The sequence below is a fragment of the Marisediminitalea oceani genome (assembly GCF_003731635.1).
Lineage (GTDB): Bacteria > Pseudomonadota > Gammaproteobacteria > Enterobacterales > Alteromonadaceae > Alteromonas > Alteromonas oceani.
In genome coordinates this window covers 1-23,444 of sequence record NZ_RCUA01000053.1, presented here as the reverse complement: position 1 = coordinate 23,444, position 23,444 = coordinate 1, and the positions used below count along the sequence as shown (strand labels likewise).

Sequence of the window (23,444 nt, the reverse complement as noted above, 5' to 3'; positions counted from 1 at the left end):
AGCACATTATGCAGGTGATGGTCGAGTTATCGCTATACCCTTTGGTTAATGACTATGTCGGGCCAATCAAGGCCTTTATTGAACGGCTGAATAGTTATAGTAACCTGACAGTCATCACCTGTTCCACCAGCACTCAGGTACATGGCGATTACACCGAGGTGATGCAAGTGCTGGGCGCAGAAATGCAGCGAACCCATGAAGAAGTCGGGCAGGCGGTGTTTGTGGCCAAATTTCTTAATTTTGATGCCATGAGCAGTAAGTAGGACAGAATGGAACAGATCCTTTCTCAATTGGTTGAACAAATTGTCGCGACCTCGCTGGCAGAATGGCTGGCCGTAGTGCTGGCCATTGCCTATGTGCTGCTCGCTGCCCGGCAAAGTGCCTGGTGCTGGCTGGCAGCTCTCACCAGCACTGCCATTTATACCTGGCTGTTCTGGCAGGTGGCGTTACCGTTTCAATCGGCGCTGAACCTGTTTTACATGGTAATGGCGGTTTACGGTTACTGGCAGTGGCATCATAAACCGGGAGAAGATAAATCAGTGCAGTCCCGGTCTTTGAGCTGGCATGTGTTGGCAGTGTTTAGCTTAACGGCCGTGGCCGTAGGCTTAGGTAAATTAGCGGCAACGCAGTTTAACAGTGAGTACCTGTGGCTTGATGCGGCCATTAATGTTTTCAGTGTGGCGACCACCTTTATGGTGGCGCACAAAATACTGCAAAACTGGATCTACTGGTTTGTCATCAATACTGCTGCCGTGTTCCTGTACTGGCAAAGCGGGTTAATTTTGTCTGCCTGCCTGTTTCTAGGGTATGTTGGCTTTTCGGTTTATGGGTATAACCAATGGAAACAGGAATGGTCAGAAAAGTCTCTGACAAACAGCTAAGCGACTTTATAGCAGGGGCCTGTGGTACCTCGCAATTAACCTTTGAGCCGGTTCGTCAGGGCCTGGCTAACAGTGTCTTCCGGGCCAGCAGCGGCGGGCAAAGCTGGGCGGTCAAATTGCTGGGCCCGGCCTCGTTCAGTGCTGTTAACTACACTGTCGTCGCTAAATTGCAGCAGCAACTGGCCATGTGTGAGCTGGCACCGGTGGTTACCGCTTATGATTCGGCATTACGCGTGTGGGTTGAGGAGTGGGTCGATACGCCAGAGCAACCATCTCTGGATATTGAGCGGCTGGTACACGCACTCGTTAATATCCATAAAAGCGATATTAACGCGCCAACCTTAGCGCTGCTGCCATGCTGGCAACATTACCTCGAACAGTTACCCACCAAAGCCGCGCGTTCCTACTCGGCACAAAGAGATAAACTGGTGCCGGTGATTTCTCAGTTCAGCCACTACCAGGATTTTTGTTTTTGCCACAACGATCTGTCGTTTGCGCACCTGGTAGGCGCGTCACGCAATAAAGTGGTCGACTGGGAGTATGCGGCTACCGGTAACCGTTATTTTGATATTGCCGCCTGTGTTCTTATTAATGAGCTGAACAGTGCCCAACAACAGCAGTTATGTGACGAGTACGCGCAGCAGGCAGGTAAGTCGGCTGACCTGGTGGAAAGGAGCGTGGCTGCTTTTTTACCCGTGGTAGATTTTACCAATCGTTTGTGGACGGCGGCGGCCGAGACGAATCCGGGCTAATAATTCGCCGTAGCGTTTAATATTTGCGCGCTTAAACGCGATTTTAGTCATTTATTGTAAAAATACTTTACCTTTGAAGGCGCATACGTATAATTCACAGCGCGCTAGGGGTGTAGTTCGAATTGGTAGAACAGCGGTCTCCAAAACCGATGGTTGGGGGTTCGAGTCCCTCCACCCCTGCCACTTTCCTCTTTGTTCTGATAGACTCCTGAAACTCATTTCATTACACAGAAAAATCATCGCTTATCATGGCATTCGCGCTAACTGATTACCAAATTGCTGCATTACAAGAAATGCAAATTCCGGTTTGGCAGCCGCAGGGCAAATTGGCAGAACCAGCCGGTGAAGCGCCTGACGTTTCAGAAAAAGTAAAATCAGAACCAGTGTCACAGGATACCGCGCGCTCGCATCTGCAGCGAATAAAAGACAGTGTATCCGCTAAGCCTGCGCCGTCTCAAACGGCTAAAAAGGCTGATGAACCGGTAGCACCGCAGCAAACCCCGGCAGCACTACAGGAAATCAAAGCACAGCAGGCACCACAATTTTTTGCTGACTTGCTTATTGCTGTGCAGAGCCTGGCTATGGAAACCGTTCCACCCGTTAAAGTTGGCGCGCCAATATCAGTCTCGCAAGCAGCGATCACATTGCCAGTAGCGCCGGACAAACTAACCTATCAACATAAAAAGCAGCTCTGGCAGGCGTTGTGCGCACTGAACTAGATTTATCACAGTTAAAAATTACTCAGGCCGATGAAGCGCTCGCCGTAACAGCTCATTCCATTCATTGTGAAGCCCAGTATGCGCCGTGGTCTCAGGCCACATTTCTGGACTGCACTACAGCACCTTACGAATGTTGGGTGATGCTTAGTGACGGGCAGGTCATTGGATTTGCCATTTTACTGGTGGTGCTGGACGAAGTGACCCTGATGGACATCGCTATCAGTGCAGAGCTGAGAGGACAAGGTGCCGGTAAACGAATGCTGGATTTTGTCATTAACCGCTGTAAACAGCTGAATGCGTCAAACTGTTTTTTGGAAGTGCGCGAGTCGAATCTTGCCGCCCACACACTTTATTTAAATAGCGGCTTTGAATTACTGGAACGGCGCAAAGGCTATTATCCTACCAAAGATGGCAGGGAAGACGCGCTTATGATGTCCTTACCAATAAGTGCTGACAGCCATCACGCCAATCCTGTTTAAAAATCCATACTGGCAAAAATTACCACCGAGGATTTTTCTGCTGACTGGACGTCATTTGAATCATTTTCCGGGTATAGGGTCACGCCAGTTATCGCTTCCACATACCGCACATCAGCATATCGCACTTTGCCGTTGCCCTGTTTGGCATACAGGCCAAGGGTTAGCGGGTAGCCCATTAACTTTGTTTCATAGGCAACACTGATCCCCCGGGTATCGATAGCCTCCACGCGCTGAAAGGGAATGTCAAAGTCGATAACGCCGTTGCTGTTATCGGTGAAAAAACCAATTTGCAGAGCGGTATCGGTAGAGAGCGGAATACGAAGTCCCAGAGAGTAATTGGTTATCTGTTTCAGCTCACGGGTTAAGTCGATATCATCGAGTACCACATCCTGTTTTTCAACATGGCTGTAGTAATCAACCTGACTCGATATAACCCAGCCGCGATGTTGGTATGCAGCGCCAAAAGACAGCAGAGAGGGTTGCTCCTGCTCTTTATCTGTACGGATAAAGTCCGGGAAAGTGGTGTCGGGCGAACCGTTTAACAGGGTGATGATGGGCGCAACAATAAGGTTATTAGAGCGATAATTCCGATTGATTGATTCACTGTGAACGTAATGTGCCCCAACACTCAAAGCATCATCCTTATATAACACACTCAGCGATGGCTCAATCAGATACTGTTTTTCATTTATGCGTCGCCGGGCATCAAATCCGGATGTAAATGAACCGGTTGGCGTATACATGGTAATTGCTGCACCGGAAGTTTGCGATAAGACCTGTTCAATGTATTTTAGCGACAAAGAAAAACCCAGCGACCATCGGTTATTAAGACGGTAGGACAAGGCGCCGCCGAACTTGTAAGCGGCATTGTCGAAATCGTAGGTGACGGTTTCAATAACACTCTGCCCGGGCGTAGTCGCGGTAGCCGGTAACTCATAATTGGAATTGCTATCATTCCTTTCCTGAGAATAATCGGTAACCGTAAAGTAGCTGCCGTAACTCCATTGCCCGGAACTGGTGCTGATGCCAAGAAATCCGGGCACAACAGAGAAGGAGGTTCGGGCAAAGTCAGAGCCGTCGGTATACACGTTTTTAAATTCTGTGTCTTCAAACGCCAGGGTGTTCACCGAAGCCGACTTTGCATTTGCCTGAAAAGACAGCCCGGCAGGGTTGTAGTGCATCGCTGACTGATCGTCCGCCAATGCCACATAGGCACCACCATAACCGATGGCTTTACCGCCTACCAGCAGGTTGCCGTAATGGTACTGGTCTGCCAGCACTGTTGAAGGGAATGCAACCAAAGCACTCAATAATCCCACTGACGAACACAACCTCATAGAATACTTCCCTGAAACCAGATATTACCAATATGAACCAAAAGCGGCACTTTGTGGCTAGATTATAAAATGACCAGTGGTATTGCCAGAAGAAATTCAGTTAGTTAATTAGTTTTATAACTGATGATGGGCACCAGACGATTGGTCATAAAAATGTATTCAGATACGCTTCAGTGATATGTTGAGTATGCATAATTCCTCTTTTGACAGTTTTTGTATAGTATTTCGTCAGTAAATGTCATTAACCTTTAGTACACAAAAAGTTAACTTTTAAGTGCGTTAGGTTTTTGCAGTTGCTGTCCGGATTTCTACCCTGAGCGATTTTTCGGCACACTCATTTTTGTCTGCATCATCGTCAGATTTTTCAGAGGCTTATATTTCAATGTACAACAAGTATCTAGAGAGACTAACTAAGACATGCACAGTAATGTTGGCGTGTTTTAGTGTTTTCCTTGTTGACGCAGCAGAGCAGAGTAGTAGCTGGTGGTCTCCGGGTGACGACAGGGTTTTTCCGAGATTCAGTGAATATCAAAATGCCTCTGGGCGGTTCGGCATTATTAACACTGCGGGCCCCATAGATACCAGTAAACACCCTTTCTTCGCAGCCAAAGGACCCAACGGGCGGGCGTGTGTCACCTGTCATCAGCCGAGTGATGCAATGAGTTTGTCGGTCTCAACTATTCAGCAACGCTGGCGAGACACCAAGGGCACAGATCCGCTCTTCGCTGCCATTGACGGGTCAAATTGTCCGAGCTTACCTCAGGGAAAACCAGAATCGCATTCACTGCTGTTAGAAAAAGGGCTGATTCGTATCGCAATGCCATGGCCACCAAGACCTTTTAACGGAAAGCCGGTAGAGCCTGAATTTTCCATTGAAGTGGTGCGCGATCCGACTGGCTGTAATCTTGATCCTGAGTGGGGAATTGACAGTCCTTCCTCTGCTATTTCCGTATTTCGTCGGCCTAGGCCAGTGATTAATATTGCCCATTTGATGGAATTGCCACATGGTGTACCCCCTTTCAATAATTTCTTTTTTAATGATGCTATGCCCTTACCAAAAGGGCCCGATACTGGCTTAACGGTACCTCAACAGCTCATGGCTGACGGGCGTGGACTCACGCCTAAATTCCAGGCAACTGATGCAGCTTTGACCCACTTACAGTTGTTTGATGCGCTAAGTGATGATGATTTAGAGGAAATTGAAGCATTTGAGCGCCAGATTTATGGTGCTCAGAGTTTTGATAACCTGGCAGGCGATTTAACCAGTCCCCAATCCCCTCCGGGGTTGGGGCCACAAGCTTTGGTTATCTCACCTAAAGCGAGGCTGGGCAATAACCCACTCAATAAGATTTTTGGTGAGTTTTCTATGTGGGCAAGTACTGCTGATGAATCTCAGGAAGTTCAACAAGATAAGGTTAAGGCTTTTAAAGCTTCTGTTGCCAGGGGCTCTGAAATTTTTCGCGAAGTGCGTTTTTATATCAGCGATGTGGGGATGTATAACGATAAAGGCTTAGGTAATCCGTTTAAACGCTCTTGTGGATCAGGATGTCATAATACTTTATCGATGGGCATGGATCTGTCTCCCGGATTCATGGACTTAGGTCTGAATAACTTTCCCTGGCAAAACCGTCGCAACGACCTGCCACTGTTTAAAATTACCTGCCGGGATGATGTGCTGCCACAGTCATTCCTGGGCCGGGAAATTTATACCCACGATCCGGGCCGGGCGCTTATTACCGGTAAATGTACTGATGTTGGCGCCACTATGACTCAACAGTTAAGAGGGTTAGCAGCCCGGGCACCTTACTTTGCCGGCGGTGCGGCTGCAAACTTGCGTGAGCTGGTCGATTTTTACGACCGCCGCTTCAACATTGGTTATACCGAACAAGAAAAAGCAGATTTAGTTAACTTTATGAGGACGCTGTAATGCGAGTATATTCGCCGAGTACAACACTACGCATAGCGATTATCATATGGACTTGCCTGACATCCGGGAAGATATTGGCGAATGAGCACACAGCATTTGTAACCTGTCCTATTGCCCGGGATATTGGTCCTCAAAGTGATGTGTGTTTCATTGCTGAATATAACGGTAAAACTTATGGTTTATTTGATCCCAATGGCTACAACCGTCCCATGCTTAAACATAAAGTAATGGTAGAAGGTGAAGTGATAGATGGAGAAATGATCTGTGGAGCCACCCGAATTAAAGGTGTGCTGTCTGTGATGAGAGAAGAAATCAGCCCGGAGTGTAACCAGATCCTGCCGGATGATGGTTCAGTGCAGACTAAAAATAATAATTTGTTTTTACGAATGCCTGAAGAGCATCGCCAGCGAGCATTTAAGTTAATGGCACAAGTAGCCGATAATCCTGAAGCTTCGTTACAAGAAGCGATTTATGATCCTGCGCCTTTCCCACCAGTGAAGCCTCCGTATGTGAGACAGAAGCTGAATTTGCATTACCCGTTCAATAGCAAGCGCTCGTCCGGCCCTGAATTACGCAAACTCTTGTACCTGATACATTATGCTAAGTTTTCAGGTGGTCATTTCGTTGTAAAGAGTTATCAGGGAGCTACTCGCCTGGATAATGGAGAAGTGATGGAAGAAAAAAGCGGTATGGCTGAGGAAAGGGCTGATATGTTTGCCGAATTGCTCACTGAATTAGGTATAAGTAAAAAAGACTACAGCATAGAAGTACAACCTGAATCAGTGGCGGCAACCGGCGTTGGGGATTGGAAAAACCGGCGTATCAGTGTTGAGTTAAATCCCGCGGAATAGAAAAGTAAATTTCCTCGCACTAAAGGTGTTCCTCCGGCGGTGTTTTTGTCTAAAAGTGCCGCGTTATCATTATTAAAAAATATACCTGGTGTCGATCTATCAGCGATTACTTATAGAACGATAATTCCCGGACACTCGCTAAGTGGGCTATTGCTAACAGCTAAGAGTTGCCGACATTTCCTTGTTAAAGCTTTGATAATTAAACTTAATTTAAACTCAGGTGGTCCGAGAAAACACCCGGGACAAGCCAGTTCTCGGTAACTTAATTAAAATGTAGGTTCTCCTCGGGTAACGATTGAGAGTCTTACGCGAGCATGCAATATACTTAACTTAATTCAACCATTGTCAGTTTGTGCCTGTTTTTTCGTCATTATATGTCATTAACCTTTAGTCTACATAACGTTAACATTTGAGCCGTCGAATTAATCCGTTTCTTAACGGATAACCGGTTGAAATTAAATAAAGTGCGGCTCACAGGAACGCGAATATAATGAACAACAAGTACTCTACACAGTTTAAACGCAGTCACTTAGCTGGTTTAATTGCCTTGACTTTAACTGGCTCTTCTCTGTCACTCGGTGCTTATGCTCAGGAAACTGATGCAGATGAAAAAGACCTTGAGCGAGTGTTAATTACCGCAGAGCGGCGATCCGTTAGTGAAAATGAGATGCCTTTGTCTGTCATTGGTTTTTCCGGTGAGTCTTTGCAGAATCGGAACATCACGGATATGGATCGTCTGCAAACGCAGGTACCCAATCTACAGTTTAACGATAATGGCAACTCAAAGTTTATTAATATCCGGGGCGTAGGCTTATCAGAAGCTGCGCCAAACCAGACAAACGGCGTTGCTGTGCACCTTGACGGGGCATATGTTGCGCGTGAATTTGTTTACGGCGATGCATTTTTTGACTTGGCCAGCATTGAGGTGTTACGAGGTCCGCAAGGTACTTACTCCGGTCAGAATGCAAGTGGCGGAGCAATATTTATTAATTCGAAACGTCCCGAACTTGGCGTTACCGAAGGTTTCGCCAGCGCTGAAAAAGGCAACTATGATCTGACAAAATTTAGTGCCGGCGTATCATTTCCATTAACTGATAATCTTGCAATGCGCATAGCCGCTAACTCTGAGCGCCGCGATAGTTTTTACAGTAACCATGGACCTGATCCAGAGGACGATGCGAAACTTATCAACAATCAACCAGGCAACCTCAACCGCTCTTTGTCGCGCTTCCAACTGCTGTATTCACCTTCTGCAGACCTTGAAGTCAGGTTGATTCATGAGAACAGTAATAATTTTACAGACGGTGTTCCTACCCAAAACTTTCCTGAATATGGCAATACCAAATTACCGGAATCGCCTTGGGATCTAAATTACGACATGGATACGTACCGGGACGTAACCTATAAGAGAAACACGCTGACTTTCGACTGGCAAACCAGCGACGCGTTTAAAGTGCTGGGTAATTTTTCGATATTTGACAGTGTACAGAATATCCAAACGGACGGAGATTTTGAGTCACACCTGACTACCGATGAATCACAAGAAGGACGAAACTTTCATATAGTAGACAATTACTGGACGGGGGAATTGTCATTGGTATCTACCCTAGATGGGCCTTTCGAATGGACGGCAGGCGCTAGTTATATTGACTACAGACAGGAAAATTATCTCAATTTGCTTCGCTACAACACAGAACAATTCCCTGGTACTTCCTTAGATGTTGAGAACCATACGCGCCTGTACATGTATCTGGATAACAGACGGAAAAATAGCGCCGTTTTTGGTGAGATTGGATATGCCTTAACCGACGACCTGAATGTTAAGTTTGGCCTCCGTTATAATAAGGATGAGGTGGGCTTCTCTCCCGATTCTTATCTTACGCCAGGAGCAGGCTCTTATAACGCTACCAGTGGATTCCCGTTACCGCAGCAGGATATGTTTGACTTTTCAGCGGTTACCGGACGTTTTGTTGTGAATTACATGGTAACAGACGATTCAATGATCTACGCAACGGTAGGCCGGGGATATAAACCAGGTGGGACGTCGCCGATGGGACCAACGTATGACGAAGAGGAAGTACTGAATAAGGAAATTGGCTGGAAAGGTACATTAACAGACGGCATTGATGGTTCTGTAGCGATTTTTCATATGGATTATGATGCGTTTCAACGAACTTACTCACCCACTGATAATCCGGCAGATTCAATTACCCGTAACGTAGACGGCACCACGATTGCCGGCATCGAATTTCAGGTTAAAGGGATTACCGGTGACTTTATGTGGGATATTTCAGGAGCATACAACGATGGTCAGTATGGCGATCTGGAATTCTACATGAGGCCTGGTGCCTATGATGGGGTTAATCCAACTCAGCCAGAGCCTATAAATCTAAAAGGACGACCAGTTGACTTCTTGTCCGATCGCTCTATGAGTGCGGGGATTGAATATATGGGGATTATGCTGGATGAAGCCGCATTGTTGCCATCGGTCAGGGTTTCATATCAATCTGAATTTTATACTTCGTTTTATCAACTGGACTATCACCTGACACCGTCAAGAACGTTATGGGAGGCTAATCTGGCTTATGAGCACGACAGTGGATGGAGAGCCGATTTATACGTACAGAATTTGTTTGACGAAACCTATATCACCCAGGCTGGAGGTGCAGCAGATGGGCGGGGTAATTTCCTGTTGGGTGCTCCGCGTCAGGCAGGCGTAAAAATCCGTTACACGTTTTAAGGAGAAATTATGCAAAACATCGTTAATGTATTTGCATTGTGTATAAGTCTGGTAAGTATTGCTACTTGCCAGGCTCAGTCCACTGAACAGCTATCTGCAGTATCATTGACCAGTGGAACAGGAAAATATCCGGCTACAGCTGTTTCCGTAACTGAAATGCCGCAAAATACACTGTTCCTGCCGTTTCGGTTACCTGATGATAAATTACCAGTAGTCTTATGGGGTAATGGCGGATGTATGGACAATGCGCTTGCTTATGGAGCGTTCTTACGTGAAATAGCCTCCCATGGCTATATTGTCCTGGCGGCTGGTCAACCTCTTTCAGAAGGTAAAACAGCAATAGAACAAGCTCGCGCAAAGCTGGCTGGTGAGCAACGTTCAGGAAGTCATCAGGTCGGCGAACCGGATAAAACAACTGCAACCCAGTTGTTAAAGGGGTTGACCTGGTTGCAAGAAGTCAATACACAGAAAGGCCATCCACTGCAGGAGCGAATAAATACTGAGAAGGTCGCGGTTATGGGCCATAGTTGTGGCGGCTTACAGGCAATTGAAGTGGCTACCGATTCACGACTGGATACTGCAATTATTTTTAATAGCGGTGTGATCAATGAGCCGATGTCGGTGCAGAGTACAGCTTTAAAGGTTCGTCATGAGATGTTAGACAAAATCAAGATTCCGTTAGCCTACATAAATGGCGGCCCCTCCGATATTGCTTATTTTAATGCGATTGATGACTTTGAAAAAATAAACCATATTCCAGTGCTATTTGCCGAAAATGGCGTTGGTCATGGCGGCACATTTCGGGATCCTAACGGAGGAGCCTATGCCAGGGTTGCGCTTTTCTGGCTTAATTGGCAATTAAAAGGTGAGGCTGAGCAGGGGCGTTGGTTCAATGGCAAAGAATGTCTGCTATGTGAAGACTTTGACTGGCAGGTAAAACGCAAGCAGTTGGGGGAGTGAATTAAATGCGTAGTTTGCTTATATCAATACTAGCCGGTTGTTTTCTTCTGCAATCCTGCACCACTAAACCCCCGCTGCCGGTGGAAGATAATACTCATGCTGATGTGAGGAACACAGAAGGAATGTTGGTTGATGGCGCATTGTGGCGTGCCAGTGTACCAAAAAATTGGAATGGAACTTTACTGCTCTATGCCCGCGGCTACTCGTCAAAATTATCACCACCCAAGCTGGCTCCTGGCGACAGTGAAAAAATGTTACTCGAAGCTGGTTATGCTCTGGCGGCGTCGCAATATCCTCAGGCTGGCTGGTCAGTAGAACAGGCAATCCCAAGTCAGGTTATGGTGCTTGATGCGTTTTCCAATGTATACACTAAACCCGACCGAATTATTGCCTGGGGTTCTTCGATGGGCGGACTGATAACAGCAGCGCTGGCCGAACGCCATAGCGATAGGCTTGACGGAGCTATCACACTCTGCGCTTCAGCTTTTGGAGCTGTTCCGATGATGAATATGGCATTTGATGGCGCTTTTACCCTTGCAACGTTAATAGCCCCTGAGGAAGCGTTTTCACCAGTTGGAAAGGGGGATAACTTTGCCGCGGTTCGCAAGTTGATGGACAAGGTTAAGATAGCCAGAGAAACACCTTTAGGTCGAGCCCGGGTGGCATTGGCTGGAGTGTTGGGAGGTATTCCATCCTGGACGCAAAAAGACACACTGCGACCAGTCGCCACAGATTACAATCTACAGGAAGCCAATATAGCCAAAGCTATCGGAATGGGAGTGTTCTTGCCAAGAGGCGATCAGGAACGTCGTGCTCAGGGAGTATTTTCAGGAAATAGCGATATTGATTATCGTAAGTTGCTAGCCGCCAGTGGCAGGTCGGATTTTGTCGAAGCAATGTATCAAATGGCAGGGGCATCGCTGGATGATGATCTGGTTACTTTAGCGCGCCAGGACAGAATTAAACCAGACACCCATGCTGTTGGGTATATGCGCGAAAACTTTACGCCTTCCGGGCACGTCACTATACCAGTACTCAATGCTCATACCATAGGAGATGGTATGACTTCCCCCGCGTTGCAGGCCGGCTATACCGAATTAATTATGCAACGAAGTGGACGCCATATGGTCGCTGCAGCCTGGCTTGAACGGGCGGGTCACTGTACTGAAACCGAAGCAGAACACAAAGAACTACTTACTGCTCTGGAAGAACGGCTGGACTCAGGTCAATGGCCTGATTTGTCTGCGTATTTCCAGAGTAAGCATGACGACTTGAGCAAACTGTCCTTTACCGACTATGAGCCTTATCCTGTGCCTCGTGCGTGTATTCAGAGTGATTTGTGTGGACAGTCCTTACGTTAAAATATCCATCTTAATCTCTTAATCTCTTGGTCTGCGGTATAGTCGTACACGCGTAGCCCCATATGTCTGTTGTAAATTGCAATTTTTTTACATAGCATTTACGACTTCGATTGTTCGTCCAGTCCTTCAGGGAGAAGTCATGCAGGATGATAAAAGTAAGTATGGTAGTGCTTCTAATCACTACCTGACTGCCCTGTGTGAGGTTGCCGCCAATAATCAATTGCATGTCGAGAGGCTTTTACGGCGATGCAATATCGAACCGAGTGCGATAAACAAACCAGGCTTAAGAATTCCAACCGAAAAGTTATCCCGACTGCAACTTTTAGTGTGGAGATTATTGCGTGATGAGTCCGCCTGTCTTTGTGGAATCCCAATGAAGCCAGGCACCTATGAGATGATGGGAGAGTTAACCGTCCATCAGCCAACGCTCAGACAGGCTATTACAAAAGGAATTGCATTTTATAATCTTGTTGTCGCTGATAATTTCATCGAAATTTCAGCGCAGGAAGACCGCGCAGAGCTAATTTTTCATTTGCCTGTTCCGCATGCAGATCATAAATACCTGTTTGCCGAAATGGTGCTATTGGCCTGGCACCGTTATTCTTCCTGGCTTATTGCCAGCAGTATTCCTCTGACCAAAGTAAAGTTTAATTATGCTCCGCCGCCACATATCCATGAATATCACTATCTTTTTCCCGGTGAGCACGAATTTAACTGCAGCCATTTATCCATTTCTTTTCCCGATCATTATTTGTCTAAACCTGTAAAGCAAAGTGAGGGCTCGCTAAGTTCTTTCATGAAACGTTGTCCGCTTGAGTTGTTCCGGCAATATAAATCGGATTACTCGTTAACTTCAGAAATCAGACATTTGCTGATCAGCGATATAGAAAATGGCTTGCTCACCATTGATTTAGTTGCGTCAGCGCTGCACATGACGAGTCGAACACTAATGCGGCGATTAAAAGATGAAGGCACCTGTTTTCAGCAGATCAAAGACGTTGTACGACGAGATAGAGCCGTACTGTTGTTAACGCAGCGTTCCACACCAATCAGCCTTATTGCAGAGTTAGTCGGTTTCACCGACCCTGCTGCTTTTACCCGTGCTTTTCGCGCCTGGACTGGCGAAACGCCAAGGAAATTCAGGGCTATGCATAAAGAAGAAATTACCTGAGCCTGATCCCTCTCAAAGCAAAATTAGCTTCAATAACCTTTTTTCTTATTAGTAAGCCCCCCGCATACATGCAAAAAATACTCATTGTCATTATTTGACAATTATTTCGTCACTTTCTGCTATTTTACAAGCAGGTACATAATATTAACATCTGGGAAAAGATTGGGAGGTCACGTTAACATCAACCTGGCCGACCATTAATTAAACAGAGTGAATGTTATGAATCAGCACCCGTCCGAGATCCTCGACAACAGCAAGATGAGCCGGCAACAGGTTATTGCTGTTATTTTGTGCATTGCGTTAAATGCACTGGATGGATTTGATGTACTGGCAATCAGTTTTGCCTCTCCGGGCATCGCCGCCGAGTGGGCAATCAATCGCACCGAATTAGGTGTAGTGCTGGCCATGGAGCTACTCGGAATGGCCTTTGGCTCAATCTTTCTGGGCGGTTTTGCCGATAAAATTGGCCGTAAACCTACTATTCAAACCTGCCTGGTGGTAATGACTGCCGGTATGTGTTTCTCGGCGTTTGCCAATTCGGTAACTACCTTACTGGTAGTGCGGTTTATTACCGGTCTTGGTATTGGCGGTATGCTGGCATCAACTAATGCCATGGTCGCTGAATACTCCAACCAAAAATTTCGTCACCTGTGCGTCATTCTGATGGCTACCGGTTATCCGGTTGGCGCGATTATTGGCGGTTCTATCAGTTCAGTATTGCTGGAAACCTACAGCTGGCGCTCAGTGTTTATTTTTGGCGGTGTGGTAACCGGTGCCTTTCTGATTATTGTTCAGTTATTCCTTGCAGAGTCAGTGGTGTACCTGGCCTCCAAACAACCTGCTAACGCGCTGGAGCGAATTAACCGTTCTTTACTGGCCATGCAAAAGCCGCTGCTCACGGCATTACCACCGCTTGCGCCTAACGCGGGGAAGAGCTCTTTTGTAGCCTTATTTACGCCGCAACTACGGGCTACCACGCTGTTACTAATCGTGGCCTATTTTGCGCAGATCATGACCTTTTACTTCATTTTAAAGTGGATCCCTAAAATTGTGGTTGATATGGGTTTCCATCCTTCTCAGGCCGGACAGGTATTGGTATGGGCTAATGTGGGCGGGGCTATCGGTGCCACATTGCTGGGCCTGTTCGCCTCCAAATTACCGCTCAAACAGTTGCTGATTGGTGTATTGCTCGCCGGGTTTGTAATGGTCTCAGTATTTGGTATCGGCTATGAGTCACTGAGTCAACTGGCGTTGATTTCTGCGGCAACCGGGTTTTTTACCAACTCGGGAGTGGTTGGTCTTTATGCCTTAATGGCGCAGGCATTCCCGCCTCAGGTCCGTGGTTCCGGTACTGGAATTGTGATTGGTGTAGGACGTGGTGGCGCAGCATTAAGCCCGGTTGTGGCCGGTATTCTATTTACTCAGGGCGTGTCACTACAGGGCGTGGCCATGGTAATGGGAGCGGGAGCCGTGGTTGCCGCTATTACAGTCTTTCTGCTTGGTCGAGTGCAGCAACGTAAGTCTGCGCAAGATGCGAGTCCGATTTTAACAAAGCAAACTTGCGATAATTAAGGGGATTGAGGAATGAAATTCACCCGATTAAACCCAGCGACTGGTGAAGTTGCCAGCGAAGCAGAAGCCATGCAGGCAGCTGATATGGCGGCGGTTGCTGAAAAAGCCGAACAAGGGTTTGAAGCATGGTCGAAGGTCGGCCCTAATGCCCGCCGGGCGGTGCTGCAAAAAGCGGCAACCGCGCTGGAAAGCAAACAGGACGCCTTTGTTGCTGCCATGATGGGCGAGACCGGCGCAACGGCGGGTTGGGCAATGTTTAACCTGATGCTGGCGGCTTCAATGTTACGTGAGGCCAGCGCGCTGACAACACAAATTAGTGGTGAGGTTATTCCCTCAGATAAACCCGGTTGCATGGCTATGGCGCTGCGCGAGCCGGTGGGCGTTATCCTGGGCATTGCCCCCTGGAATGCACCGATTATTCTGGGTACCCGGGCGGTGTCTACCGCACTGGCGTGCGGCAATGCGGTAATCCTAAAAGCCTCTGAGATTTGCCCGCTCACACACTCGTTAATTATCGAAGCGCTGGCGGAAGCTGGCTTCCCGGAAGGCACGGTTAATATTGTGACGAACTCTCAGGATGATGCTGCTGACGTAGTGGGAGCGCTGATAGATGCTAAACCGGTGAAACGGATCAACTTTACCGGTTCTACTGCAGTAGGACTGATTATCGCTCGCCGCGCTGCCGACAACCTGAAACCCTGTTTACTTGAGCTGGGAGGCAAAGCGCCTTTACTGGTGCTGGAAGACGCAAACCTTGACGAAGCTGTGAAAGCGGCCGCCTTTGGAGCGTATATGAATCAGGGCCAAATTTGCATGTCCACCGAACGACTGGTGGTGGTCGACAGCATTGCCGATGACTTTGTTGCCGCGTTTAAAGCGAAAGTTTCCACCATGGAAACCGGCGATCCGCGCGAGGGTAACACCCCACTTGGTGCGGTTATCGACATGAAAACCGTTGAAAAAGTGAATGCTTTGATTGATGACGCAGTGAGTAAGGGAGCCACTCTGGTAACAGGTGGTAAAGCTGACTCTGTACTCATGCCCGCCACCATTTTAGATGGTGTCACCGAAGACATGGCGATTTATTCAGATGAAAGTTTTGGCCCGGTAGTCGCGGTGATCCGCGCCAAAGACGAAGCCGACGCCATTCGGATCGCTAACGACAGCGAATATGGCCTCAGTGCTGCGGTTTTTTCTAACGATATTGCCAATGCACTAAAAGTCGCTAAACAAATCAAATCCGGTATTTGTCATGTCAATGGCCCAACGGTACACGATGAGGCGCAGATGCCATTTGGTGGTGTAGGTGACTCTGGTTACGGCCGTTTTGGTGGCAAGGCCGGTATCGACCAGTTTACCGAATTGCGCTGGATTACAGTGGAAACCGAACCTGGTCATTACCCGATTTAACTGCCCGGATGCATTGCCTTCTGCGATGCAGAGCATCGAATGCATCCCAATACTATTTTGCAAGAGGATTTAAACGTGTCAGTAGAAAGAAGTGAAGAAGAAACAGTAAAGGTAATTGTTGAGAACAAGATTGCCTGGGTGTACTACAACCGCCCGGAAAAACGCAATTGCATGAGCCCCAAACTAAATCGCCAGATGATGCGCGTGCTGGAAGATCTCGAGTATCGTGACGATGTGGGTGTGTTGGTGTTGTCTGGTGAAGGTACAGCCTGGACGGCAGGAATGGATTTAAAAGAGTACTTCCGCGAAAACGAAGCAAAAGGTCTGGGCGCAACCCGTAAGGCCCAGCGTGAAGCTTACGGCTGGTGGCGTGCACTACGCTGGTATCACAAGCCCACTATCGCCATGATTAATGGCTGGTGCTTTGGCGGTGGTTACGGGCCGTTGTTCAGCTGTGATCTGGCGGTTTCTGCAGAAGATGCCACCTTTGGCCTGAGCGAAATTAACTGGGGAATCCTACCCGGCGGCGGTGCCAGTAAAGTGGTCGCGGACCTGATGCCCCTGCGCAAAGCCATGTATCACGCCATGATGGGCGAAAATATCGACGGTAAAACCGCAGTAGAGTGGGGCCTTATCAACGAAGCGGTGCCGGCCGATCAGCTCAAAGCTCGGGTCACCGAAATGTGTAATGTGTTGCTGGAGAAAAATCCGGTTGCGCTCAAGGCCACTAAAGACGCTATTCGCCGCGTGAAAGAAATGACCTACGACAATGCCGAAGACTACCTGGTGCGCGCTCAGGAAGCGGCTAACAGCTTCGATAATGATGGCCGTAAGGAAGGTATTAAACAGTTTATAGACGATAAAACCTATAAGCCTGGATTAGGGGCTTATGACAAATCCAAGCAACAAAACTAAACGAGGCTGACATGGATTTTGTGACCCTGCAGGCGCGATTACGGCCAGGAAGTATTGCTGTTAACGATGTCACTCACTGTCGAACCTGGTCTTACACCGAGTTCGATAACACCATTAACCGGCTGGTTAGCTGGTGTCAGGTTAATGGCCTGAAGCAGGGTGACAGAGTGGCTTGTCTGTCTAAAAACCGGGCCGAGCTGGTGGCGCTGCACCTGGCTTGTGCCCGGGCCGGTTTGTTGTTTGTACCGTTAAACTGGCGGCTGGCCAAAGAAGAGCTGGAAGCGCTTATAAGTGACTGCACACCTGCGATTCTGATTGGCGATGAAACCGCCGCGGCCATGCAGTTCAACTACTATGACATTAATCAGTTGCTGAGCGACAGTCAGAGCTTAAGTGCAGCAGAGCCCGACTACGATGAGCATACGCCATCGCTCATTTTGTACACCTCCGGGACCACGGGTAAACCTAAGGGCATTATGCACAGCGAAGCCACGCTGATGGAAACCACTCTTAATATGACCCAGCTTGGCCACGTGAATGAGCACAGTGTGTTTTTATGTGAAACGCCGATGTTTCATGTTATTGGCCTGGTATCCTGCGTTCGCCCGGCACTTTACTGTGGTGGCAGCCTGGTGATTTCGGATGCCTTTGAGCCGGGTCGTACACTAAGCAGACTGGCCGATGAATCACTGAGAATAAGCCATTATTTTTGTGTGCCGCAAATGGCCAATATGCTGCGACAACACGACCAGTTTGATGTCAGCAACCTGAAAAATCTTAAAGCGCTGCTGACCGGCGGCGCTCCCCATCCTGAAGTGCAAATCCGTGCCTGGCTCAATGATGGTATTCCGATTGTGGATGGCTACGGCATGAGCGAAGCCGGCACGGTATTTGGCATGCCGTTTGACGTGCAACTGCTGGATGAAAACGCCGGTTGCGTTGGGTTAGCCACTCCAAGAGTCAGGGTGCGTCTTACCGATGAGCATGGTAAAGAGGTAGCCGAGGGGGAAGCCGGCGAAGTGGAAATTAAAGGCGGTAACCTGTTTGTTGGTATCTGGCAGCAAGAAGCCATGTACAAACAATGCTTTACTGCAGAAGGCTGGTTTAAAACCGGGGATATGGCGGTATGCAACCAGGCCGGTTTCTATCGGATTGTGGATCGCAAAAAGGATATGTTTATTTCCGGAGGCGAAAATGTTTATCCGGTAGAAGTTGAAGGGGTGGTGCTTAAGCATCCCGCGGTGAAAGATTGCGCTTTGATAGGCGTACCTGATGAGCGATGGGGCGAGGTTGGCCACCTGTTCGTGGTACCCTTTAACGAGCGCGACTTTGCTGATGAGGAGCAATTCCTGGCCGGCCTGAATGACCATCTTGCCCGTTATAAAGTGCCTAAATATGTCACCCTCACTGACGCTATTCCCCGCAACGGCGCAGGGAAAATCTTGCGTACAGTGTTGCGCGAACAGGTTGTTCATTTGCTGGCACAGCACTAACTGTCTTCTCATACCTTTCAGTACCGGATAAACCGCTAAATCCGGTGCTGACCTCCCGGCTTTACTACCATTAAAAAGCAAAAGTCCGTATAATCCCGCGAAAACGTAAGGCCTGGGTTTTGCCAGCAAGGCAAGGATTACTGTAATCACGCTCAGGGCCAGCACCCCCGAATAAAAATCAGGTTTAGTGAATGACCCAGCTGTTAGAAGAAATTAAGCGTCGCCGGACGTTTGCGATCATTTCGCACCCTGATGCCACCCAGCCTTTCAACGCTTAAAACCACCTTTCATTGCACACCACAATCACATCTCTACGTACTGAATTTAAAGGCTTTTTGTCTTTTTCTCGTTTCTTTGCTTTTCAATGATGTTCAAGCGTAACCTCGGAAAGTGTGTACAAACATGAGTACAAATTCCGTTTTAGAGGCCTTTGGCGAAAACTCCATGATACAAATCTGGCTCTAGGCTTTGTGATTACTGGGCTTTAGTCAAAACTCGCCTATATTTTTATACCAAAAATCGAGAAATGATGGTAAAACGTTCGCGATTATCTCTAATTGTTTGCCGGTTGTGTTGGTTACCGGTTGCTTTCCTGCTGCCCTAAAAGTTCATTTGTATGGACCTGATCTTCTGAACAAATCATGCATCTTTCTGACCATCAACAAGTGATGAATCAGGCGATGATAGCTTTACATTGATTTTCAGGAGAATGCAGATGACAGCAGTGGCTCACCAAGTAACCCCTTTTCTAACGTCTTACGAAGTGATGGCTCGATACCACATTAGCTATACGACGCTCTGGCGAAGAATAAAAGATGGCAGCTTGCCGCAGAGTTTTGGTAGCATGTTGGCAGCTAAATGCACTTTGTTATGATTCCTGGTGACTCAACCCAGACATTGGTTACGGTTTTTGCAGTAAAGTGAGCTAATGTAGTATTCGCACTTTATGAATATAACTTATGTGCCATTAGCGGTCACTCAATCTTGACACCAAGTGATCAAAAACCAATCGAATACGTTGTGGTACTGGACCACGTTGAGGGCGATAAATATATAAATCCCAAGGCACAGGCTCGATCTCTTCTAACACTCTCACAAGTTTCTCTTGGCGTAATAAGTCTTGGACCAAAAAGTCAGGAATTTGAGCAAAACCTAGTCCATTTTGTATAGCCATTAATTCAGCTTCGGCGTCGGCACTTCGAAAACGTGTTATGGATGGCGTCCACTGTCTGTCCATGGAAAAAACCCATGGCCAAAGCTTTCCCGTATTGCGATCTACTAATCCTGTAACCGGCAAGTGGTTTAGTTCGTCAGCAGACGCAGGCGTTCCCACTCTATTTATTAAGTCAGGCGAAGCCACGACATACATATTAATTTTGGCAAGCTGGCGGGCAATAAATCGACTATCTCTCATGAAGCCGATACGAATCCCAATATCTATTTTTTCGTCAACTACATCTACGCGCTCGTCACTGAGTGTCAGGTCTATATCAAGTTGAGGATGTACTGTTGAGAGTTCCATTAATGCTGGCATCAAGCATTTATGACCAAAACCAACAGGCGCTGCGATACGAACCCGCCCTTGTAATTCATTACCCGAGTCAGGGGCGCTTGTTTGAAACAATTCATCTACAGCGAGCAGGCGTTCTTTTGCTATCACAGCAAATTTTTCTCCAACTAGGGTCACTTGTATGTGTCGAGTATTTCGATGAAATAAAAGCTCCCCTTGCAATCGCTCTAACTCCTTCACTGCTCGCGTCACTGCCTGAGGAGAAATTCCCAGACGGTTAGCCGCTTCTTTAAAGCTGCGAGACTCAGCAGCAGTACAAAATATCCGGAGCATTTCCAATCTGTTAAGCATCACAGTCACATTCAGGTTTGATATCAATACATAAATATTATTCCAAAATATGGAATTGTAAAATTAAAACATTTCCATTTATTGGTTTTTGAAGGTAAGAGATACTTTGCTTGTTATTTAGACAAAGTCATTCAACTTATTTGAGGATAGTAACTATGAGCAGTGTTTTAGCAAACAACATCAGCGGTAAGGTCGTTGTGATCACTGGTGGTAGCAGTGGTTTAGGCGAGACCACGGCAAGACATTTAGCCAGCCTTGGCGCATCTGTTGTTTTAGGTGCCCGACGCATCGACAAGCTTGAAGCTATTGCTGCTGACATACGTACAGCGGGCGGAAAAGTTGCGGTTCAAGCGACAGATGTGACTAGCCAGGACGAAGTGAAGGCCCTTGTAAATCTTGCACAAGAGCGCTTCGGTAAAGTTGATGTGGTTATCAATAATGCAGGGTTAATGGCGATTGCACCGTTAGCAGAGACTCGAGTTGACGAATGGGATCGCATGATTGACATCAACGTTAAAGGTCTGCTGTATGGAGTAGCCGCAGCGCTTCCGATTTTTCAGGCTCAGGGAACAGGCCACTTTATCAATATTTCGTCCGTAGCGGGTATCAAAGTATTCAGTCCCGGCGGCACGGTTTATAGCGGAACCAAATTCGCTGTTCGCGCTATTGCCGAAGGCTTGCGCCATGAAGTTGGGGGTAAAATTCGTTCAACAATCATTTCACCAGGTGCAGTCGAATCTGAATTAAAACATGGAAGTTCAGATACTCAGGGGGCAGCCTTTGTAAAAGATTTTTATCAGCAAAATGAAATTCCATCTGAATCTGTTGCTCGTGCTATCGCATACGCAATTGAGCAGCCTGCGGATGTGGATATCAACGAGATTGTTCTGCGCCCAACTGTTCAAGAGTTTTAATTCGTTTAATAAAAGACCTATTAACCAGCGGGTGATTTAACTACCCGCTGAATATTCAGTTTGTGAGGTTATTGATGACAGCGTTAAAAAGACAAATGCGTGCTTTGGTATTAGATAGCTATGAAGAGGGTACAGCATTCCGGGATGCCCTGATTAAATTACCCTCTCCATCAGCAGGTCAGGTGCAAGTAAAAATATTTGCAAGTGGAGTCAATCCTATTGATTACAAGATCCGCCAAGGTATCGCTCCTTATGCCATGCCGGAATTACCCGCAGTACTTGGCACCGATTTAGCTGGAGAAATTGTTGCTATCGGCGACGGCGTCACCGACTTTGCAGTAGGCGATGCAGTTTATGGTCTGACTGGCGGAGTGCGAGGATTGCAAGGAACATTGGCTGAATATGCCAATGTAGATGCTGAGTTACTTGCTCTCAAACCGAAAAATTTGTCCATGCGTGAATCTGCGGCTTTACCTCTGGTTGCACTTACCGCTTGGGAAGGTTTGGTTGACAAGGCGAATGTTAAAGCGGGCCAGAAAGTCCTTATCCAAGGTGGAGCTGGCGGAGTTGGGCATGTAGCTGTGCAAATTGCTAAGGCCTTAGGTGCCGACGTTTATGCCACTGCATCGACTGGAAAACAACAACTGCTCAAGGCGCTTGGTGCCACGCCAATTGATTATCATACTGCAAGCCCTGCTGACTACGTGGACGCATACACCCAAGGCAAAGGATTCGATATCATTTACGACACTGTCGGTGGCTCTGTACTCGATGCCTCATTAGGTATCATTGCACATTATGGACATATTTTAAGCTGTGCTGCATTCGGCTCACATAACCTGGCACCGTCGTCATTACGCTCTGCAACATTGTCAGCGATTTTTGTGTTACACCCTCAGCTCAGCGGAGAGGGGCGCAAACATCATGGTGACATTCTGCGGCAAATTACGGCTCTTGTTGAAGCTGGACAAATTAAGCCACTACTCGATCCGTTACGCTTTTCCCTAGACACGGCAATGGATGCACATAATGCCGTAGAGTTGGGCTCCATGGGTAAAGTAGTTATTGATGTAATTGCTTAAAAAGTCATTGTTGAGGGTGCATATGAGCCCAAGAAAACTAATTCGAACTGTTCGTTTCCATGAATTAGGTGGCCCCGAGGTATTAACTATTGACTCGCTCGCGAGTCCAAGTTTGCAGGCCAATGATGTACGTATTGCGGTCAAAGTTGTTGGGCTCAATCGTGCTGATGCTATGTTTAGGCGAGGCAGCTATATAGAAAAGGCTGACTTCCCTTCGCGAATCGGCTATGAAGCATCCGGGATAGTCATTGAAGTCGGGGAAGAGGTAAATCATTTACGCCTTGGGGACGAGGTTTGTATTGTCCCTCAGATGGGGCTTTCTCAGAACGGCTGCTACGCAGAAGAGGTTGTCGTACCAAATGAATATGTGGCACTCAAACCAGCAGGGCTAACCTTTGCCGAAGGCGCAGCAGCTTGGATGCAGTACCTGACAGCTTATGGCGCTTTGGTCGAAATTGCTAACGTGCAAAAAGGCGATGCAGTACTGATAACCGCCGCATCGAGCAGTGTTGGATTGGCTGCGATTCAAATTGTGAATTCTCTGGGGGGTATCCCTATCGCTACAACTCTAACAGGAGCTAAAAAGGCTGCTGTGCTCAAGGCTGGCGCGGCCCATGTGATTGCAGCCCAAGAAGAACCGCTGCTGGATAGCTTGAGAGGTATCTTGGGAGAAAACAATTTAAAAGTCGCATTTGATGCTGTCGGTGGGCCGCAGATAGCTGAAATTGCTGAAGCAATGAGCCCTGAAGGAACAATAATAGTACACGGAGCATTAAGTCCCGAAGTCACTCCTTTTCCCTTAAAAATAGCACTTCGTAAAAGTCTGACAGTTAGGGGATATGTGTTTACTGAAGTTATAAAAGACATCGAGCGTTTTCGCAGAGCAAAGCAATTTATCCACTCGGGTTTATCCGAGGGAACACTCAAGCCTGTCATTGATCGAAGCTTTAAATTTGAAGAGATAGTAGCAGCGCATCACTATCTGGAGTCCAATCAGCAGATTGGTAAAATAGTGGTCG

General features: G+C 47.4%; 20 protein-coding genes and 1 tRNA gene. 19 read left to right on the top strand and 2 right to left on the bottom strand.

The features are described from left to right. The first annotated feature begins 8 nt into the window (after nucleotides 1-8). From D9T21_RS15025 to rimI, 6 genes are all read left to right on the top strand, one after another. Nucleotides 9-263: a YkoF family thiamine/hydroxymethylpyrimidine-binding protein gene (locus D9T21_RS15025; protein ID WP_123325759.1), complete on the top strand. Its 255-nt coding sequence runs from the start codon at nucleotides 9-11 to the stop codon at nucleotides 261-263. Between the two features lie 6 nt (nucleotides 264-269). After that, a complete protein-coding gene (gene pnuC, locus D9T21_RS15020) occupies nucleotides 270-881 on the top strand; it encodes a nicotinamide riboside transporter PnuC (protein WP_123325758.1) in 612 nt (203 codons plus the stop codon). Beyond that, nucleotides 851-1,633, top strand: coding sequence for a phosphotransferase (locus tag D9T21_RS15015; protein WP_164464708.1), 783 nt, complete (start codon nucleotides 851-853; stop codon nucleotides 1,631-1,633). Before pnuC ends, D9T21_RS15015 begins: the two co-directional genes overlap by 31 nt. Before the next feature lie 106 nt (nucleotides 1,634-1,739). Continuing rightward, nucleotides 1,740-1,816, top strand: a tRNA-Trp gene (locus tag D9T21_RS15010). A 65-nt stretch (nucleotides 1,817-1,881) separates the two neighbouring features. Next, entirely contained in the window at nucleotides 1,882-2,352 is a 471-nt protein-coding gene (locus tag D9T21_RS15005) for a hypothetical protein (protein WP_123325756.1), read from the top strand. Further along, nucleotides 2,337-2,831, top strand: coding sequence for a ribosomal protein S18-alanine N-acetyltransferase (gene rimI / locus D9T21_RS15000; protein ID WP_164464707.1), 495 nt, complete (start codon nucleotides 2,337-2,339; stop codon nucleotides 2,829-2,831). Before D9T21_RS15005 ends, rimI begins: the two co-directional genes overlap by 16 nt. On the opposite strand, the gene D9T21_RS14995 is transcribed toward rimI, so the two are convergent. After that, on the bottom strand, nucleotides 2,828-4,168 hold the full coding sequence (locus D9T21_RS14995; RefSeq protein ID WP_164464706.1) for an OmpP1/FadL family transporter: 1,341 nt from the start codon (nucleotides 4,166-4,168) through the stop codon (nucleotides 2,828-2,830). The genes rimI and D9T21_RS14995 overlap by 4 nt on opposite strands. Before the next feature lie 658 nt (nucleotides 4,169-4,826). On the opposite strand from D9T21_RS14995, the gene D9T21_RS14990 reads away from it, so the two are divergent. The 10 genes from D9T21_RS14990 to D9T21_RS14945 all read left to right on the top strand — a co-directional run bounded on the left by D9T21_RS14990 (nucleotide 4,827) and on the right by D9T21_RS14945 (nucleotide 18,568). Next, nucleotides 4,827-6,095 carry a hypothetical protein gene (locus D9T21_RS14990; protein ID WP_206427282.1) on the top strand — a complete coding sequence of 423 codons (1,269 nt, stop codon included), beginning with the start codon at nucleotides 4,827-4,829 and terminating at the stop codon, nucleotides 6,093-6,095. A 74-nt stretch (nucleotides 6,096-6,169) separates the two neighbouring features. Then, a complete protein-coding gene (locus D9T21_RS14985; protein ID WP_123325752.1) occupies nucleotides 6,170-6,946 on the top strand; it encodes a hypothetical protein in 777 nt (258 codons plus the stop codon). 490 nt (nucleotides 6,947-7,436) lie between these two features. Further along, a complete protein-coding gene (locus D9T21_RS14980; protein ID WP_123325751.1) occupies nucleotides 7,437-9,686 on the top strand; it encodes a TonB-dependent receptor in 2,250 nt (749 codons plus the stop codon). Nucleotides 9,687-9,695: 9 nt separating this feature from the next. Continuing rightward, on the top strand, nucleotides 9,696-10,646 hold the full coding sequence (locus tag D9T21_RS14975) for an alpha/beta hydrolase family protein (RefSeq protein ID WP_123325750.1): 951 nt from the start codon (nucleotides 9,696-9,698) through the stop codon (nucleotides 10,644-10,646). Nucleotides 10,647-10,768: 122 nt separating this feature from the next. After that, nucleotides 10,769-12,007: a prolyl oligopeptidase family serine peptidase gene (locus tag D9T21_RS14970; protein ID WP_164464705.1), complete on the top strand. Its 1,239-nt coding sequence runs from the start codon at nucleotides 10,769-10,771 to the stop codon at nucleotides 12,005-12,007. A 139-nt stretch (nucleotides 12,008-12,146) separates the two neighbouring features. After that, nucleotides 12,147-13,178, top strand: a complete 1,032-nt coding sequence (locus tag D9T21_RS14965) for an AraC family transcriptional regulator (protein ID WP_123325748.1) — start codon at nucleotides 12,147-12,149, stop codon at nucleotides 13,176-13,178. Nucleotides 13,179-13,397: 219 nt separating this feature from the next. Further along, on the top strand, nucleotides 13,398-14,750 hold the full coding sequence (locus tag D9T21_RS14960; RefSeq protein ID WP_105934518.1) for an MFS transporter: 1,353 nt from the start codon (nucleotides 13,398-13,400) through the stop codon (nucleotides 14,748-14,750). 12 nt (nucleotides 14,751-14,762) lie between these two features. Further along, nucleotides 14,763-16,160, top strand: coding sequence for an aldehyde dehydrogenase (locus D9T21_RS14955; RefSeq protein ID WP_123325747.1), 1,398 nt, complete (start codon nucleotides 14,763-14,765; stop codon nucleotides 16,158-16,160). Between the two features lie 75 nt (nucleotides 16,161-16,235). After that, nucleotides 16,236-17,075 (top strand): p-hydroxycinnamoyl CoA hydratase/lyase, encoded by an 840-nt coding sequence (locus D9T21_RS14950; RefSeq protein ID WP_240621902.1) that lies wholly within the window; start codon nucleotides 16,236-16,238, stop codon nucleotides 17,073-17,075. An 11-nt stretch (nucleotides 17,076-17,086) separates the two neighbouring features. Continuing rightward, a complete protein-coding gene (locus D9T21_RS14945) occupies nucleotides 17,087-18,568 on the top strand; it encodes an AMP-binding protein (RefSeq protein ID WP_123325746.1) in 1,482 nt (493 codons plus the stop codon). Nucleotides 18,569-19,535: 967 nt separating this feature from the next. Here D9T21_RS14945 and D9T21_RS14935 read toward each other — a convergent pair. Beyond that, a complete protein-coding gene (locus D9T21_RS14935; protein ID WP_105935364.1) occupies nucleotides 19,536-20,429 on the bottom strand; it encodes a LysR family transcriptional regulator in 894 nt (297 codons plus the stop codon). Between the two features lie 155 nt (nucleotides 20,430-20,584). Here D9T21_RS14935 and D9T21_RS14930 point away from each other — a divergent pair, with 155 nt between their 5' ends. The 3 genes from D9T21_RS14930 to D9T21_RS14920 form a co-directional block, all read left to right on the top strand. Beyond that, complete coding sequence (locus D9T21_RS14930; RefSeq protein WP_105935361.1) at nucleotides 20,585-21,343, top strand: SDR family oxidoreductase; 759 nt, start codon at nucleotides 20,585-20,587, stop codon at nucleotides 21,341-21,343. A gap of 74 nt (nucleotides 21,344-21,417) precedes the next feature. Then, nucleotides 21,418-22,425: a zinc-dependent alcohol dehydrogenase family protein gene (locus D9T21_RS14925; RefSeq protein WP_123325745.1), complete on the top strand. Its 1,008-nt coding sequence runs from the start codon at nucleotides 21,418-21,420 to the stop codon at nucleotides 22,423-22,425. Between the two features lie 22 nt (nucleotides 22,426-22,447). Next, nucleotides 22,448-23,444: zinc-dependent alcohol dehydrogenase family protein (locus D9T21_RS14920; RefSeq protein WP_123325744.1), on the top strand; the 997-nt coding region annotated here is incomplete at its 3' end.